We start from the raw sequence: 14,736 nt of genomic DNA on the forward strand, positions 1-14,736 counted from the left end.
GGAGCTTGTAAACTCCTCTTTTTTATTTTAAAAAAGTGATTTAAAAACGATACGAAAAACCTATCTTTGCATCCCGACAGAACAGTTGGGATTTTCCTCTTCAAAAAGCAAAACACCTCCTTGCTTCTTCAGCCTTAACAGGTTAAAAAACTTTAGAATTTTAATTATTGTATTAAACTTTATCATGCCTAAAGACACTTCCATAAGCTCAGTATTAATTATCGGATCGGGACCAATTATTATTGGCCAGGCCTGTGAATTTGATTACTCGGGTTCTCAAGCGGCACTTTCTTTGAAAGAAGAAGGAATTACCGTTTCGATCATCAACTCAAATCCGGCAACTATCATGACGGATAAAGTTATCGGCGACCACGTTTATCTTCGCCCTTTATCTGTTGATTCAATTGAAGTTATTCTTCAAGAACACATTGATTCGCCAGATTTACCAAGAATTGATGCAGTATTGCCAACTATGGGCGGTCAAACTGCGTTGAACTTATGCGTAGAAGCTTCTGAGCGGGGTGTTTGGGAAAAATATGGCGTTAAAGTGATCGGTGTTGATGTAGCAGCCATTGAAAAAACAGAAAATCGTGAGGCCTTCCGCCAGTTAATGGTTGATATAGGTGTAGGCGTAGCGCCATCGAAAATTGCCAATTCATTTTTAGAAGGTAAAGAAGCGGCTCAAGAAATCGGTTTTCCATTGGTAATTCGCCCATCATATACTTTGGGTGGTTCTGGTGGTGGTTTTGTTCATAAAAAAGAAGAATTTGATGCCGCACTTAAACGCGGTTTAGAAGCTTCGCCAACTCACGAAGTTTTAGTAGAACAAGCCGTTTTAGGTTGGAAAGAATACGAATTAGAGTTACTAAGAGACAGCAATGATAATGTAATTATCATCTGTTCGATTGAGAACTTCGACCCAATGGGTATTCATACCGGCGATTCTATTACGGTTGCACCAGCAATGACATTATCTGATCGTTGTTACCAGGATATGCGTAACCAGGCGATTAAAATGATGCGAGCCATCGGAACTTTTGCCGGCGGTTGTAACGTTCAGTTCTCGGTTAATCCTGCAAATGATGACATTATTGCCATCGAAATTAATCCACGTGTATCCCGTTCATCAGCGCTAGCAAGTAAGGCCACTGGTTATCCAATCGCTAAAATTGCAGCAAAATTAGCCATCGGTTACAACTTGGATGAAATCGAAAATCAGATTACAAAAACAACTTCAGCCTATTTCGAACCTACTTTAGATTACGTAATTGTTAAAATTCCTCGTTGGAATTTCGACAAGTTTAAAGGCGCTAACAAAGAATTAGGTTTACAAATGAAATCTGTAGGTGAGGTAATGGCTATCGGTCGTACCTTCATCGAAGCTTTACAAAAAGCTTGTCAGAGTTTAGAAATTGGCCGTGCTGGTTTAGGTGCCGATGGTCGCCAAAACCGCAACATTAACGAAATTATGGACGGTTTGGAGCATGCTTCATGGAACCGTTTGTTCTTAATAAAAGATGCCATGACAATGGGCGTGCCTTTGGAATCTATCCGTAAGGTAACGAAAATTGATAAGTGGTTTTTAAATCAAATTCAGGAGCTTGTTGCTTTAGAAGTTGAATTGAAACGTTACTCACTAAACAATATTCCTCGAGATTTCTTCTTCACGCTTAAAACCAAAGGCTTCTCTGATATTCAGATTGCATGGTTATTGGGTAATGTTACCGAAGATGAGGTTTACGACCGCCGTAAAGCTTTGGGCATAAACAGGGTGTATAAAATGGTGGATACTTGTGCGGCAGAATTCCCGGCAAAAACACCATACTATTATTCATCTTTCGATGAAGAAAATGAGTCTATTTCATCAGATCGCAAAAAAGTAATCGTATTAGGCTCGGGTCCAAATCGTATTGGCCAGGGTATTGAGTTCGATTACTCTTGTGTACACGGTTTATTAGCAGCTAAAGAATCAGGTTTTGAAGCCATCATGGTTAACTGTAACCCTGAAACGGTTTCTACCGATTTTAACATGGCCGATAAATTATACTTCGAGCCGGTTTTCTGGGAACATGTTCGCGAGATTATCGAATTAGAAAAACCAGTGGGTGTTATCGTTCAGTTAGGTGGACAAACCGCTCTGAAAATGGCTGAAAAACTAACTGAAAAAGGTATCAAAATCATTGGAACCTCTTTTGAGAATATGGATATCGCCGAAGATCGTGGACGTTTCTCTGACTTGTTAAAAGAACTGGATATTCCTTATCCGAAATACGGTGTAGCAGAAAATGCTGAGGAGGCCATCGTTGTAGCAAACGAAGTGGGCTATCCGGTTTTGGTTCGTCCGAGTTATGTTTTAGGTGGACAAGGCATGAGCATCGTGATCAATGATGAAGACCTTGAAAAAGCAGTGGTGAAATTATTAGGCGATTTGCCGGGCAACCGTGTATTAATCGATCACTTTTTAGATAGAGCAGAAGAAGCAGAATCAGATTCAATTTCTGACGGTGATGACGTTCACATCGTAGGGATGATGGAACACATTGAGCCTGCAGGAATCCACTCCGGAGATTCATTCGCTGTTTTGCCAACTTTCAGCCTATCAGAAAAGGTAACGAAATCAATGGAAGAATACTCGGTCAAAATTGCGAAAGCTTTAGATGTTCGTGGATTGTTAAACATTCAGTTCGCCATTAAAGATGAGAAAGTTTATGTAATCGAAGCAAATCCCAGAGCTTCACGTACAGTTCCTTTCATCGCGAAAGCTTACGACGTTCCTTACATTAATATTGCAGCTAAAATTATGTTAGGTGTGGCGAAACTGAAAGATTTCACCATCGAGCGTAAACTTAAAGGTTATGCAATTAAAGAACCGGTTTTCTCTTACGAGAAATTCCCGGAGGTGACGAAAGAGTTAGGTCCGGAAATGAAATCTACCGGTGAAGCGATCCGTTTCATTAAAGATTTGGAAGATCCTTACTTCCGCAAACTTTACAAAGATAAATCGATGTATTTGAGTAAATAATAGCGAAAGGGGCTGTATCATAAATCAATGTGATCAGTCCCTTTTTGGTTTAAAAGTGTCTACCATTCTTTGCTTAACATTTCCATTGCCTTATCAAGCAATTCATCCTTACCTTGTTTAATTCCATTTATAGTAGGATAAATTACCTCATCGATTTTTACACCAACTCTTTGTGTGGGTTTTCCATCAGGATAAAAAACACCAATGCCAGAAATCATGGTTTTCAATCCGCCTGGTAAAACAATGTCACTCACATTTCCGTCGGCACCCGCAGTGGTACTGCCAATTACTTTCACGTTGGGCGAACTTTGGAAAGCCATAGTTGTATATTCTGCCTGGCTCTGAGAAATAGCGTTTACAATTACGACAACTTTCCCATTATAATTATCAGATGATTTTTTACCGTTGGGAACTGTTGCCCCAAATGCAAATGAGCCAGGATAAGCGACGCTCCCCAGGGTAAATTTTACAAAAGGTGTAGATAAACCCTTAATATAGTTGCCAAAAGTGAAAGGCATAAATTCTGAAGGATAACAACGCATATCTATAATGATTCCCTTGGTGCTGGCAAAAAGTTTCTTGATATCAGGAAGCATTGCATTTTTATATTTGCCGGGAAAAACGTATCCCGTATTTTCATTAATGAGTTTAAACGGCTCCGCTTTTTCAAAGTCAGAATCCTTACCTCCACGGCCATATATTCTCATGGGTAAATCGTAACCAAACTGCTCACCATCGCGGTTTATCTTTAAATTCACATTTGCTTTATTTGCCCTGAGGATGTAATTGTTTGGTAGATCACGCAGTTGCGTATCATAATTTGAGGCAGGCGTAAATGGAAGGAATTCGTTAATAAGTAAACCGACATCTTTCCCGTTGATTGCTGTAACTATATCTCCTATTTTTAATTTACTTTTTACATCAAGTGTATCTTTATATAAATCAGTTATCACCAGTTTATTTTCTATAAAGGTTGTTTGCAACGGTGGTGCATATTTACCTTTAAAATTAGTAATCGCTGCGCTACCACCCCATAAATTTGCATGGGTATCATTTACGCAAGCAATTAATTTCAAGGCCGCTTTTCCATAGTCGAGCTCGTTTTTTGCATTTACAAACTCGGGTAAAGAAGTTTTTAATACCTGATTCCAGTCCTGGCCGATAACGTTTTTGTAAGGGAAAAAATAGTTAATCATTGACCAGTAACGGAAAAGCGATAATAAGCGATAGCCTGCATCTGGATAAGTCATTTTTGAATAAGGCTTTTCATTTTTGAAAATCGGATTGCCTATCCCTGGAGTCATCCCGATGTAATAACTATCGCCAGTGTTTCGGTTATCTCTTATAAAGCTGAGTTTACTTAATAGCGCCGGCTCTATTAAAGACTTGTCAAATAATGATCCGTAATCGGGCTTAATCTGGTAGTGCTCTTGGGCTATTTTTTTGCAGCTTTTACAAACATCAGGTTTTGGGAGTTTAGTAAGGTAATTCTCCAGTACAACATTTAGTTCTTTATTATTCTTAGCCTGTAAAACAGAAGGCAATAATCTAAAGAGTTCTGCGTCCCAGTTATAACCTCCTTGAGCAATAGCTGGATGGTGATATTTTAAAAAGCCCCAAAACTGCCCTGCAACTAATAAATTGGTTGATAGCTGATCGCTTAAATTGATTTCTTTTATTCCCGAACTGTTTGCAAATGCGGTGTCAAGATCGGCCTTAGCTACCATTATCTTTTTAAGTGCTGCCTTGTTTATAGGCTTATTATCTATGAAAATCTCAAAATTATCAAACCAGGCTTTTCCTTCGCCAACCAGTAAACCGCCAATGTGTAAAGCCCTTACCTCTTTGCTATCATAATCAAGCTTGATGGTATATTGTTTCCAATCTTTAGTACCACTCACACCTCTGTCTTGCATATTATCAAAACCAATAGATTGAACGTTTTTATCATCAATTCTCATCCATAAGCCTGCGTATCCCTTATTTACATTTTCTGTCTTGATGTAACCTCTCAATTCTATGTTTTTACCTTCAAAATTCTGAGTAATCGGGTAGTCAATCACACCAAAATCAGCGCCAGTTCCTTTTTTTTCCAACAGGATGCTATACTTGCCATGATGCTTAGTAACGCTATCAAGTAGTGCAGGATAGGCGGTTTTTTGTGACGCAAAGAAGGAGAAAGACCATCCTTCTGGCATATGAGTGTTGTTCAGTTTCTCGAAACTGCCGTTGATTTGAAATTGTGAATGAATTTTGCAAGAGATAAGCAAGAGCGCAAATAGTAAGTAGTGTTTCATATTTAGATCCTTGTATTTTAGGATGAGTAAGTAAATATAAACGCTTGAATTTATAATTGCTAAATCATTCTTGTTATTTTTTAGTCGGTTATTATATTATAAAACCAGGGTGTCAAATGTTATCAACAGTCACCTTGTAGAGGGATGTTAATTTTTTTTATACCTTGATGCAACGTTTTAGAATCCCGCCTGTCTTATAATCAGAATATTCAAAATTTTGGAAACCGTTTACGTAGATAAAAACCTAGAGCTAGTTAAAGCATGCATGCAGGGCAGCCGGGCAGCACAGTTTGATTTATACAAACTGTATGCAAAGGCGATGTATAATGTGGCGTTACGAATTCTGAATTATGAAGAAGAGGCTGAAGATGTTTTACAAGAATCTTTTTTAGATGCATTTACCAGGATTGTAGATTTTAGACAGGAAACTACTTTCGGGCTTTGGCTCAAGCAGATTGTAATCAACAAATCGATCAATTATCTGCGCAAGCGTAAATTTGAATTTGTTGGAACGGAAGAGTTATCAGAAATACCTGATGAAATTTCTGCCGATGAATATGAAGTGAAATTGCAAGCCGACGAGGTTAGGAATGCCATTTCAGAACTTCCCGATGGCTATAGAGTGGTATTAAGTTTGTATCTATTAGAAGGTTACGACCACGAAGAAATTGCACATATTTTAAAAATAAGCGAAAACACAAGTCGCACACAATACATGAGGGCGAAGAAAAAGTTAAAAAGTATTTTAGAACAGAAAGGGATGAGAGATGAATAATAGATTAGAAACTTTTGTTAAAGAAAACCGGAAGGCTTTTGATGTAATGGAGCCTCCCGTGGGGCTTTGGGCCAAAATAGAGCTAGAGTTAGATTCAAAACAAAATCAAGTAAAACAAGATAAAAAAAAACCTGTAAAGCTGTATTTATGGATGAGTGTAGCCGCCAGTTTGGTAGTGGTTTTCGGTTTAGTGTGGTTGTACGCCGGAAGGTTGCAAAACAAAGATTTAGAAATCGCTGATGTTAACGAAGCCTACGCAAAGAAAGAGGTTCATTTTACGGGATTAATCACCGAGAAAAGAGATAGCCTGGCCATTTTCGCATCGGCAAACCCAGAGCTTTATAAAAAATTTACTGCTGATTTGGCAAAATTAGATGAAGAATATGAACGTTTAAGATTGGAGCTTCCGACATCGCCTAACCAAACTTTCGTAGTTAAAGCAATGGTTAAAAACCGCGAAATCCAGTTGCAACTTTTAAAACAACAATTGCTAATCATTAATCAGGTAGACGATTATAAAAAAGTAAACCAGATTTAGAAGAAGTAAAAAGTCAACAGTAGAAAGTGTAAAGTTTTGGAACCCGGTCTTGATACTTGATACTAACTACTTGATACTAATAAAATACGCTCACAACATTTCAAAGCAAAACCGGTCGGCGGGTGGAGCAAATAAATGTTTAACAATTAACAACATGAAAACAATTAAAATATTTTTAGCCTTAGTGGCTTTGATTGCCGGTAAAGCGAATGCGCAACAGACTGTAATGGTAACAACATCAGACAATACCTATGCAGTGAATAAAACTTCGGTATCTCTTAACAATAATGTAACTGTGAGCGCCGATGTTCAATCGGGTGCTGATGCCGAACGGTCGAAAAGTTTTTCAAAAAGCTTTAGCGTTGATAATAGCGATAAAGTAAACTTGAACAATCAATATGGCTCTGTGGTGGTAAAAACCTGGGATAGAAAAGAAGTTAAAGTAGATATAGACATTAAAGCGTTTAGCAATTCGGATAATGATGTGCAGAAATTGCTGGATGCTGTAAATATTGATGCTACTAAAAGTGGTGATGTGGTTTCGATAAGAACCAATTTGGCTGATAGAAGTGGCCGTTGGGGAAGAGGTGTAAGAAATGGGGTAACAACCTGGCGACGAGAAGTGAAAATTAATTATGTGGTATACATGCCGGCCTCAAACCCGCTATCTGTTTTGCAGCAATATGGTAATGTTGAAGTAGGGAATTTCTCCGGACCAACCTCATTAAAAGTACAATATGGAAACTTGGTTGCAGGAAATTTAAATAACAGCAACAATTACATTAATGTTCAGTACGGCAAGTGCGATATTCAGGATATGAATGCTGCTGTAGTTAAACATGAGTACAACGGCCCGGTAACTATCGGTGCTGTAGGAACTTTAGAGTTAGATGCTGAGTACGTTGGCGTAAATATCAACACCATCCGAAGATCGGCAGATATCAAAGTCCAGTATGGTAAAGGTTTAACAGTAGGTAACATTGGCGGAAACCTGCTGTTAAGTGCCGAATATGCTAAAGTAAACATCAATACTGTAAAAGGGAATACTGTAGTTAAACAGGCTTATGGCGATTTAAATATTGCTGCAGCGGGCAAAATAGCAGTTAATGCAGAATATTCAAATGTAAATCTGGGTACGCTTAATGGCGATGCCAATATTAATATGGATTACAACAGGTTAAACGTAAACGAAATTACTCCAGCCTGCAAAAGCTTCACTTTCGGGGGCGAATATGTTTCCGTAGGGCTTGGTTTCGCTGATCGATTTAATGGGAACTTCAACGTTTCAACTTCATATGCAGGCTTTAAATATGGCGCTAATGTTACCTCCAGTTTAGTGAGCAGGGATGACGAAACCAAAAAATATGCAGGCAAAATTGGTAGCGGCGGTGGAGCAAATGTTAACGTTAAAACCGAATACGGGTCAATTACTTTTAAATAGTTTTTAGAGGCCAGCTTAATTGCAATGATCGCCATTTGGGCTAAGCCGAGAAATTTTTGCACAAGAAAATAATCACCAAACAAACTAAGAGTCTTGCTGGAAATTCAGTAAGACTTTTTTGTTTAATGTTGCATTGGCGTATTTGATTTATCTTTGCTGCTCATGAAAACATATTTTTTCTGGAAATATGCTTAGAAAGGCGTTCGTTTAATAGGCATTGCACAAGATGCTCCACTTTCAGTAAAATATTTTCAAGCGAAGAACAATTATCAATACGAAATTGTAAGTTGAAGCAAGGCTGATATCGCAAAGCTTAATATTAACAACGGCTTCCCTTCAAATATTCTAGTAGATAGAAACTGTAAAATCATCGCCGCAATGGCTAACATCTCTTTTGTTGATCAAGAATTCAAAGAAAAATCAATTCTATTTGAAGAGAGGCTGGTACAAGCACTCGGTAATAATCGGTCATGACTTAAATTCGATGTTCCTTATTGCTAAGCATTAAGGGTAAATACTTACCTTGCTTAACCATCAGCACATCCCTAATATGAAGTCATCTCCTGCTATAAAAATGTACTTGACATTCGGCGCCGCCGTGGTCTGGTTTGCTTTAGTTTTGCAATTTATAGTGAGTTTAAAAGCTGCTGAGTATGATTTTCTATCAACTACTGAATTATACTTATCCTTTTTTACCATTACTACAAACATTACAGTAGCCATTTGCCTTACTACAATAATTCTGTTTAGCAAAACTAAATTAGGAGTATTCTTTTCCCAGCCATCAACACAAACAGCAATAACGGTTTACATTGTTGTAGTAGGCATAATTTACAATGTTTTGTTACGGGGTTTACTTAGCCCTGTGGGATGGGCCAGGGTTGCTGACGAATTGCTCCATGTTGTTAACCCATTAATATTTCTAGGGTTTTGGATGTTATTCGTCAACAAGCAAACGCTGCAATATAAAGCTGCTTTCGTTTGGCTGCTTTATCCATTGGCCTACATTATGTTTATTGTCATCCGTGGATATTTAATCAACCAGTACCCTTACCCGTTTATCAATGTGGTTGATTTGGGCTATCCAAAAGCTCTAGCGAACGCCTTTGGCTGCCTGTTTCTTTTTTGGATACTTTCCTTATTGCTGATTTGGGTTGGGAAGAAGCTTGCTAAACGTTAAAGTACATATTCTTCGTTGATGGGTTTTATAGGCTCAGGAATTTCATTTTCCTCCATCATTTGCAGCAGATTAATTTCAATTGTTCTGGTAATCTGATTTAATGGAATTCCTGCAGAATTATTCTCAAACGGATCAACCAGGCTCATTCCATTGATTTGGGTAGATACAAAAACAAACCCAATTAACCAGCCTAAAAATATTGACGCCGGTCCTGCATCCTGACTGATTACTAAAGTAAAAGTAACCACGAATAACCAAATAAAAACCTTTGTTAAATAGGAATAGGTAGTTGGGAAAATGGTGTTTTTTATCCTTTCGCTCATCCCCATCGAATCCGAGAAACGCACTAACATTTCGTTAATTTCAATAAATCTAAACCCATCAATATGGTTTCCTTTCGACAACCTTTGCAGGTCTCGTGATTGAATATTTAAAATAGCATTATGCGCATTGTTATGCTTTTCAATTTCCTTCAGATCTTCTTTGGGTAGGTACTTGATGTATATCTCATCAACGGTTCCTCGCAGGCTTGCCTTTAAAGCATATAAAAATGCAATATGCCTACAAATCATCCGCTTTGCGGTAGCCGGGTCTTCGTCAACATAATTAAGCAAAGCCCTTGTAAAAGACCGTGAATCATTTACCAGTGCACCCCAAATTTTGCGGGCTTCCCACCACCTGTCGTAAGCCTGGTTATTATTAAAACCGATAAAAAATGCTATCGCTGTACCCAAAACAGTTGGAATAATGGTCGGGATGACGAAATGGTGGGCAATCAGATATTCTCTAATGAAGTATGCTGCGGTGCAGGAAGCGATCATGATTAAATCAACATGCCAGGTATTTCTTAAAATTCTACTAAGTCTAATGTTTTGTATTAAAAGCATATCATGTTTAATGGAGATTGAAAATACAAAACAAATGCTGAAATGTTTGCTTGTGTAACAAATATAGTTACTAAGAGTGCAGGTTGCCGATTGTCATGCAAATGTTTATATTGGGAAACCAAATATTCCTAACATCTCATGAGCGAAACTTCACCAAAGAACAATATCTTTAAAGTAATCGGTGCCTCGTCACTCGGCACATTAATCGAATGGTATGATTTCTACATTTTCGGCAGCTTAGCTGTTATTATTGGCCATCAACTTTTTCCAGAGGATGCAGGTGCTTCAGCTTTAATTAATACATTAGCTATTTTTGCAGCAGGATTTATCGTGCGACCATTTGGTGCATTGGTTTTTGGTCGCCTGGGCGATTTAATTGGCCGAAAATATACGTTCCTGTTAACCTTAGTATTAATGGGAGGGTCTACTTTTTTTATCGGTTTAATTCCATCTTACAAAAGCATCGGCTATGCAGCGCCTATTTTAGTGCTGATTTTACGCTTAATTCAAGGCTTGGCGCTCGGTGGCGAATATGGTGGTGCTGCAACTTATGTAGCGGAGCACGCACCAAAAGATAAACGCGGATTTTTTACCAGCTGGATTCAAACTACGGCTACTTTAGGGCTGTTTTTGTCGCTCGGCGTTATTGTGATTACCAAGAACATTTTGGGTGCCGAAACTTTTGGCGACTGGGGCTGGAGAATCCCATTCCTCCTTTCTATTTTATTGGTTGTAGTGTCTATCTATATCCGGATGAAGATGCACGAATCGCCGATGTTTTCTAAGTTGAAAGCAGAAGGCAACATCTCTAAAAATCCATTGAAAGAAAGTTTCAATAACAAAGCCAATTTTAAAATGGTGCTGCTCGCCCTTTTTGGAGCAACGATGGGGCAGGGTGTAATTTGGTATACGGGTCAGTTTTATGCGCAATCGTTTTTAGAAAATACCTGTAAGCTAGATTTTAACGATTCACGCTATATTTTACTTTGGGGAATTGCTTTTGCGACACCTTTTTTTGTAATATTCGGAGCCTGGAGCGACAAAGTTGGCCGGAAGTGGATCATGTTGAGTGGAATGCTTTTGGGCATCATCTTTTATCGCCCAATCTATCAAACATTTTTAGATGATACCGATTTTAGCAAGGTAGAACAAAGCGATATTTTAACCTCAAAAGCTCTCCCTTCAAGCGCCTTGTTAATTGGCAACAGCACTGATAGCTTAAGAACTTCGGCTACTCAAATAATTCTGAAAAATGGAGCGAGCTTTAACATGGTAAAAACGGATACCGTATCGAGTCAGCGGGGCATCCTTTCGGGAGGCGAAATGTTAAAAGACAAAGTGCTGCCAATACCCGTTTTTTGGAAATTTGTAGGCCTGATTTTCTTTCAGATTTTACTGGTAACCATGGTTTATGGTCCAATTGCTGCATTTCTGGTTGAGCTTTTCCCGACAAAAATCCGCTACACTTCCATGTCGCTTCCATATCACATTGGCAATGGTGTTTTCGGGGGATTAGTACCTTTTATTGCTACCTTGATTGCCAGTTTTGCTGGGTCAACGCCATTGTCTGGTTTATGGTATCCCATCGGAATTGCCGCATTGAGCTTGATCATAGGAACCATTTATCTATCAAACAAAAAGGACGACAGTATTAACGATTAACTATTTTACAATGAATGCGTTAAAGAAATTTTTAGGTTTAGTTTGGATGATTTTAGGGCCGGTTGCGATGACTTTTTTGTTTATTCAGGCGGTAGAAAAAGTGGGCTTAACCCATACTGATATTGAACGAACAAATACCATGTTACAATGGGGGATTATTCTTTTTATCTTCTTGCCGATTAGTTTAGGGCTGATGATTTTTGGGTTTTATGCATGGAAGGGCGAATACGAACGGTTGCCGGAAAGTTCTGAGGATATTTAGCATTTTGCCACGGAAACACGGATTGCCACGGAAAAATAACATTCAAGGCTTAGGTTGACGGCTATGGTTTATAATGAGCGCAGGCGTAAAGGCTTGAGACTTATACTTGAACTTTTATAAAACCCGTAACAACAAACCCTTCAAATATTCTCCTTCAGAAAAAGATATTCTAACCGGGTGATCTTCAGGTTGACAAAACTGCTTAATGATTTGAACTTCTTTACCTGCATCAAGCGCTGCCCACGCAATAATTTGCTTGAAAGTTTCGATATCTACGGCGCCAGAACAAGAGAAAGTCGCCAGTAAACCGCCCTTCTCCAGCAAAAGCATACCTAATCTATTCAAATCTTTGTAGGCTCTTGCCGCTCTATCCAAGGCCGAACGGGATGGTGCATATTTTGGTGGATCGAGTACAATGACATCAAATAATTCGCCCGACTCTTTAAAAACTCTCAACTGTTTATTTACATCAGATTGGATGGCTGTAACTTTGGTGGGATCAAATTTGTTAAGCGCTACATTTTGTTTAAGGGTTTCTACGGCTAAGCCAGAACTGTCTACACTGGTAATACTGGCTGCCTCATTTGCTAAACTATTTAAGCTGAAACCGCCACTGTAACTAAAGCAATCCAATACCTTTTTGCCTTTGGTATAACTGGCTAATATTTTTCTGTTGTCGCGTTGATCGCAATAAAAGCCAGATTTTTGACCTTCGGCGATGTTGATATGATAAGCAATACCGTTCTCTTTAACTTCTAAAAACTCAGGTGGATTTTCACCCCAAAGCAAGCCGTTTTCAATTGGTAAACCCTCATGCGTACGGGCAGTAGCATCGCTCTTATCAAAGATCCCTTTAGGTTGAAGTTCCGCTTTTAAGATCTCAACAATATCCTTTTTAACGCTTTCAATTCCTGAACTCAAAATTTGTAGAGAGAGAAAACCAGCATATTTATCGACGATTAAGCCAGGTAAAAAATCAGCTTCGCTGAATACTAAACGGCAAGTATTGGTTTGCTCATTAAGAATAAACTGACGGGAAGCAATAGCCTGTTTCAAACGATTTTCGTACCATTTTTTGTCGATAGTTTGTGTTTCATCCCATTCTAATAAACGAACGGCAACTCTAGAATTACTGTTGAAATAGCCATAGGCAAGAAATTCATTATCAAAGGCGGAAACTTTAACCACTTCTCCATTTTCAGGCTTTCCTTTTACCTTTTCAAGTGCGCCCGAAAATACCCATGGATGTCTTTGTAGTGCAGCTTTTTCTTTCCCCTTTTTTAATACGATTTCTACCATGCTGCAAAGGTAATAATTAGTTTGGAGTTGGGACTTTAAAGTGTTGAGTGTAGAAGCTTGAGCCTGTCCTAGTTTTTAATCACGTCTGATTAATTAAACTTTATAACGCATATCGCAAGAACGCCTTACAACTAGCGGTTTACAAGAATCTGTTTCCGATGTTTTTCTGCATTCTTACCAGTTCAGTATCAAGAATTTTAGTCTCAAATTCGGTAATTTCCCTTTTAGCCTCAATCATAGAGATTAAAAGTTCAGTGGCTACTTGTCCCATTTCAAAGGCGGGCTGTTTAACAGATGTTAGGGATGGAGAAAATAATTCGACCAAATTGGAATTAGTGAAACCGGCAATGGCAATTTTATGAGCAACCTCTGGATTGGTTTTTTTTAAAGCCATGAGACAACCGGTGGTTAACCTATCGCTTGAGATAAAAATACCATCCGGTTTATAAGGCAAAAGTTCTTTTACTGCTTGCTCAAGTTCTGCAGAATGCATTCCTCCGTGCTGGCAATATTTTACCAATTCAGGCTTAAATTCAATATGATATTTGGCCAAAGCCGCCTGATAGCCTTTTAAACGCTCTTTGGTGATGGATAAATTTTCAGAATTCGTTAAATGTGCAATCGTTCTCTTCCCCGATAAAATCAGGTGTTCAGTAGCATCAAAAGAACCTTTGAAGTTGTTGGCAATCACTTTGTGCGTGTCAAAATCTTCCGGTACACGATCAAAAAAAACAATAGGCAATCCTTTTGAATATAAATTCCGGAGATAAGTGATGTCTTGCGTTTCCGACGAAAGTGCGATTAGCAAACCATCAATCGATCTTGATGCAAGATGCTCTACGTTAAGTTTTTCTTGCTTGTATGACTCATGGGTTTGAGAAATAATTACGTGGTAGCCTCGATCATATGCAATGGATTCGATGCCATTTATCACCTGTGAAAAAAAGTTGTTGGCAATCTCACTAACAATAATACCGATGGAATAACTGCGCCTTTCCTTCAAGCTCCGGGCGATTGGATTGGCCCGATAATTTACCTTTTCCGCATAAGCTAAAACAAGTTTTTTGGTTTCCTCACTAATCTCATAACGATCTCGCAAAGCTCTGGAAACCGTCGAAGTTGATAGTCCGAGCGCCTTGGCGATGTCTTTTATGGTGGAAGTTTCAAATCTCATTTTATGGTAATGCGAACAAGTTACAAAAAATATCTTTTATGGCATTCTTGACACCCATATTAATAAGCGTTAAAATGACGTTTTTGGGAACGTTTGCACACTTTTTTAGTTAAATCTGATTTCAAACCATTTTAAGTTTGTAAAATTGTTATATCATTCTAACCAAATATTAACCAACAAAAATATGCTGCAATAGAAT

Annotated in this window: 11 protein-coding genes; 7 read left to right on the plus strand and 4 right to left on the minus strand. The window is 38.5% G+C overall.

The genetic code is table 11. The annotated features are described in order from the left end of the window. Positions 1–184: 184 nt before the first annotated feature. The gene (gene carB / locus OQZ33_RS13905; RefSeq protein WP_265799624.1) at positions 185–3,022 is read left to right on the plus strand and encodes a carbamoyl-phosphate synthase large subunit; all 2,838 of its coding nucleotides are present in this window, start codon (positions 185–187) and stop codon (positions 3,020–3,022) included. Between the two features lie 59 nt (positions 3,023–3,081). On the opposite strand, the gene OQZ33_RS13910 is transcribed toward carB, so the two are convergent. Further along, positions 3,082–5,319 carry a S41 family peptidase gene (locus OQZ33_RS13910; RefSeq protein WP_265799625.1) on the minus strand — a complete coding sequence of 746 codons (2,238 nt, stop codon included), beginning with the start codon at positions 5,317–5,319 and terminating at the stop codon, positions 3,082–3,084. Between the two features lie 217 nt (positions 5,320–5,536). Here OQZ33_RS13910 and OQZ33_RS13915 point away from each other — a divergent pair, with 217 nt between their 5' ends. From OQZ33_RS13915 to OQZ33_RS13930, 4 genes are all read left to right on the plus strand, one after another. After that, the gene (locus OQZ33_RS13915) at positions 5,537–6,094 is read left to right on the plus strand and encodes an RNA polymerase sigma factor (RefSeq protein WP_265799626.1); all 558 of its coding nucleotides are present in this window, start codon (positions 5,537–5,539) and stop codon (positions 6,092–6,094) included. Further along, on the plus strand, positions 6,087–6,632 hold the full coding sequence (locus tag OQZ33_RS13920; protein ID WP_265799627.1) for a hypothetical protein: 546 nt from the start codon (positions 6,087–6,089) through the stop codon (positions 6,630–6,632). The genes OQZ33_RS13915 and OQZ33_RS13920 overlap by 8 nt, the downstream gene beginning before the upstream one ends. A 154-nt stretch (positions 6,633–6,786) precedes the next feature. After that, the gene (locus tag OQZ33_RS13925) at positions 6,787–8,073 is read left to right on the plus strand and encodes a hypothetical protein (RefSeq protein ID WP_265799628.1); all 1,287 of its coding nucleotides are present in this window, start codon (positions 6,787–6,789) and stop codon (positions 8,071–8,073) included. 574 nt (positions 8,074–8,647) lie between these two features. Then, entirely contained in the window at positions 8,648–9,253 is a 606-nt protein-coding gene (locus OQZ33_RS13930) for a Pr6Pr family membrane protein (protein WP_265799629.1), read from the plus strand. Here the strand turns inward: OQZ33_RS13930 and OQZ33_RS13935 are convergent. Then, positions 9,250–10,140, minus strand: coding sequence for a bestrophin family protein (locus tag OQZ33_RS13935; RefSeq protein WP_265799630.1), 891 nt, complete (start codon positions 10,138–10,140; stop codon positions 9,250–9,252). The genes OQZ33_RS13930 and OQZ33_RS13935 overlap by 4 nt on opposite strands. Before the next feature lie 138 nt (positions 10,141–10,278). Here OQZ33_RS13935 and OQZ33_RS13940 point away from each other — a divergent pair, with 138 nt between their 5' ends. Together OQZ33_RS13940 and OQZ33_RS13945 are read left to right on the plus strand one after the other, a co-directional pair. Continuing rightward, the gene (locus OQZ33_RS13940; protein WP_265799631.1) at positions 10,279–11,802 is read left to right on the plus strand and encodes an MFS transporter; all 1,524 of its coding nucleotides are present in this window, start codon (positions 10,279–10,281) and stop codon (positions 11,800–11,802) included. Between the two features lie 10 nt (positions 11,803–11,812). Next, on the plus strand, positions 11,813–12,064 hold the full coding sequence (locus tag OQZ33_RS13945) for a DUF6814 family protein (RefSeq protein ID WP_265799632.1): 252 nt from the start codon (positions 11,813–11,815) through the stop codon (positions 12,062–12,064). Positions 12,065–12,178: 114 nt separating this feature from the next. On the opposite strand, the gene OQZ33_RS13950 is transcribed toward OQZ33_RS13945, so the two are convergent. Together OQZ33_RS13950 and OQZ33_RS13955 are read right to left on the minus strand one after the other, a co-directional pair. Then, a complete protein-coding gene (locus OQZ33_RS13950) occupies positions 12,179–13,363 on the minus strand; it encodes a class I SAM-dependent rRNA methyltransferase (protein WP_265799633.1) in 1,185 nt (394 codons plus the stop codon). A 139-nt stretch (positions 13,364–13,502) separates the two neighbouring features. Beyond that, positions 13,503–14,537 (minus strand): LacI family DNA-binding transcriptional regulator, encoded by a 1,035-nt coding sequence (locus tag OQZ33_RS13955; protein ID WP_265799634.1) that lies wholly within the window; start codon positions 14,535–14,537, stop codon positions 13,503–13,505. Positions 14,538–14,736 lie beyond the last annotated feature (199 nt).

The organism is Pedobacter sp. MC2016-05 (assembly GCF_026239735.1).
Classification (GTDB): domain Bacteria; phylum Bacteroidota; class Bacteroidia; order Sphingobacteriales; family Sphingobacteriaceae; genus Pedobacter.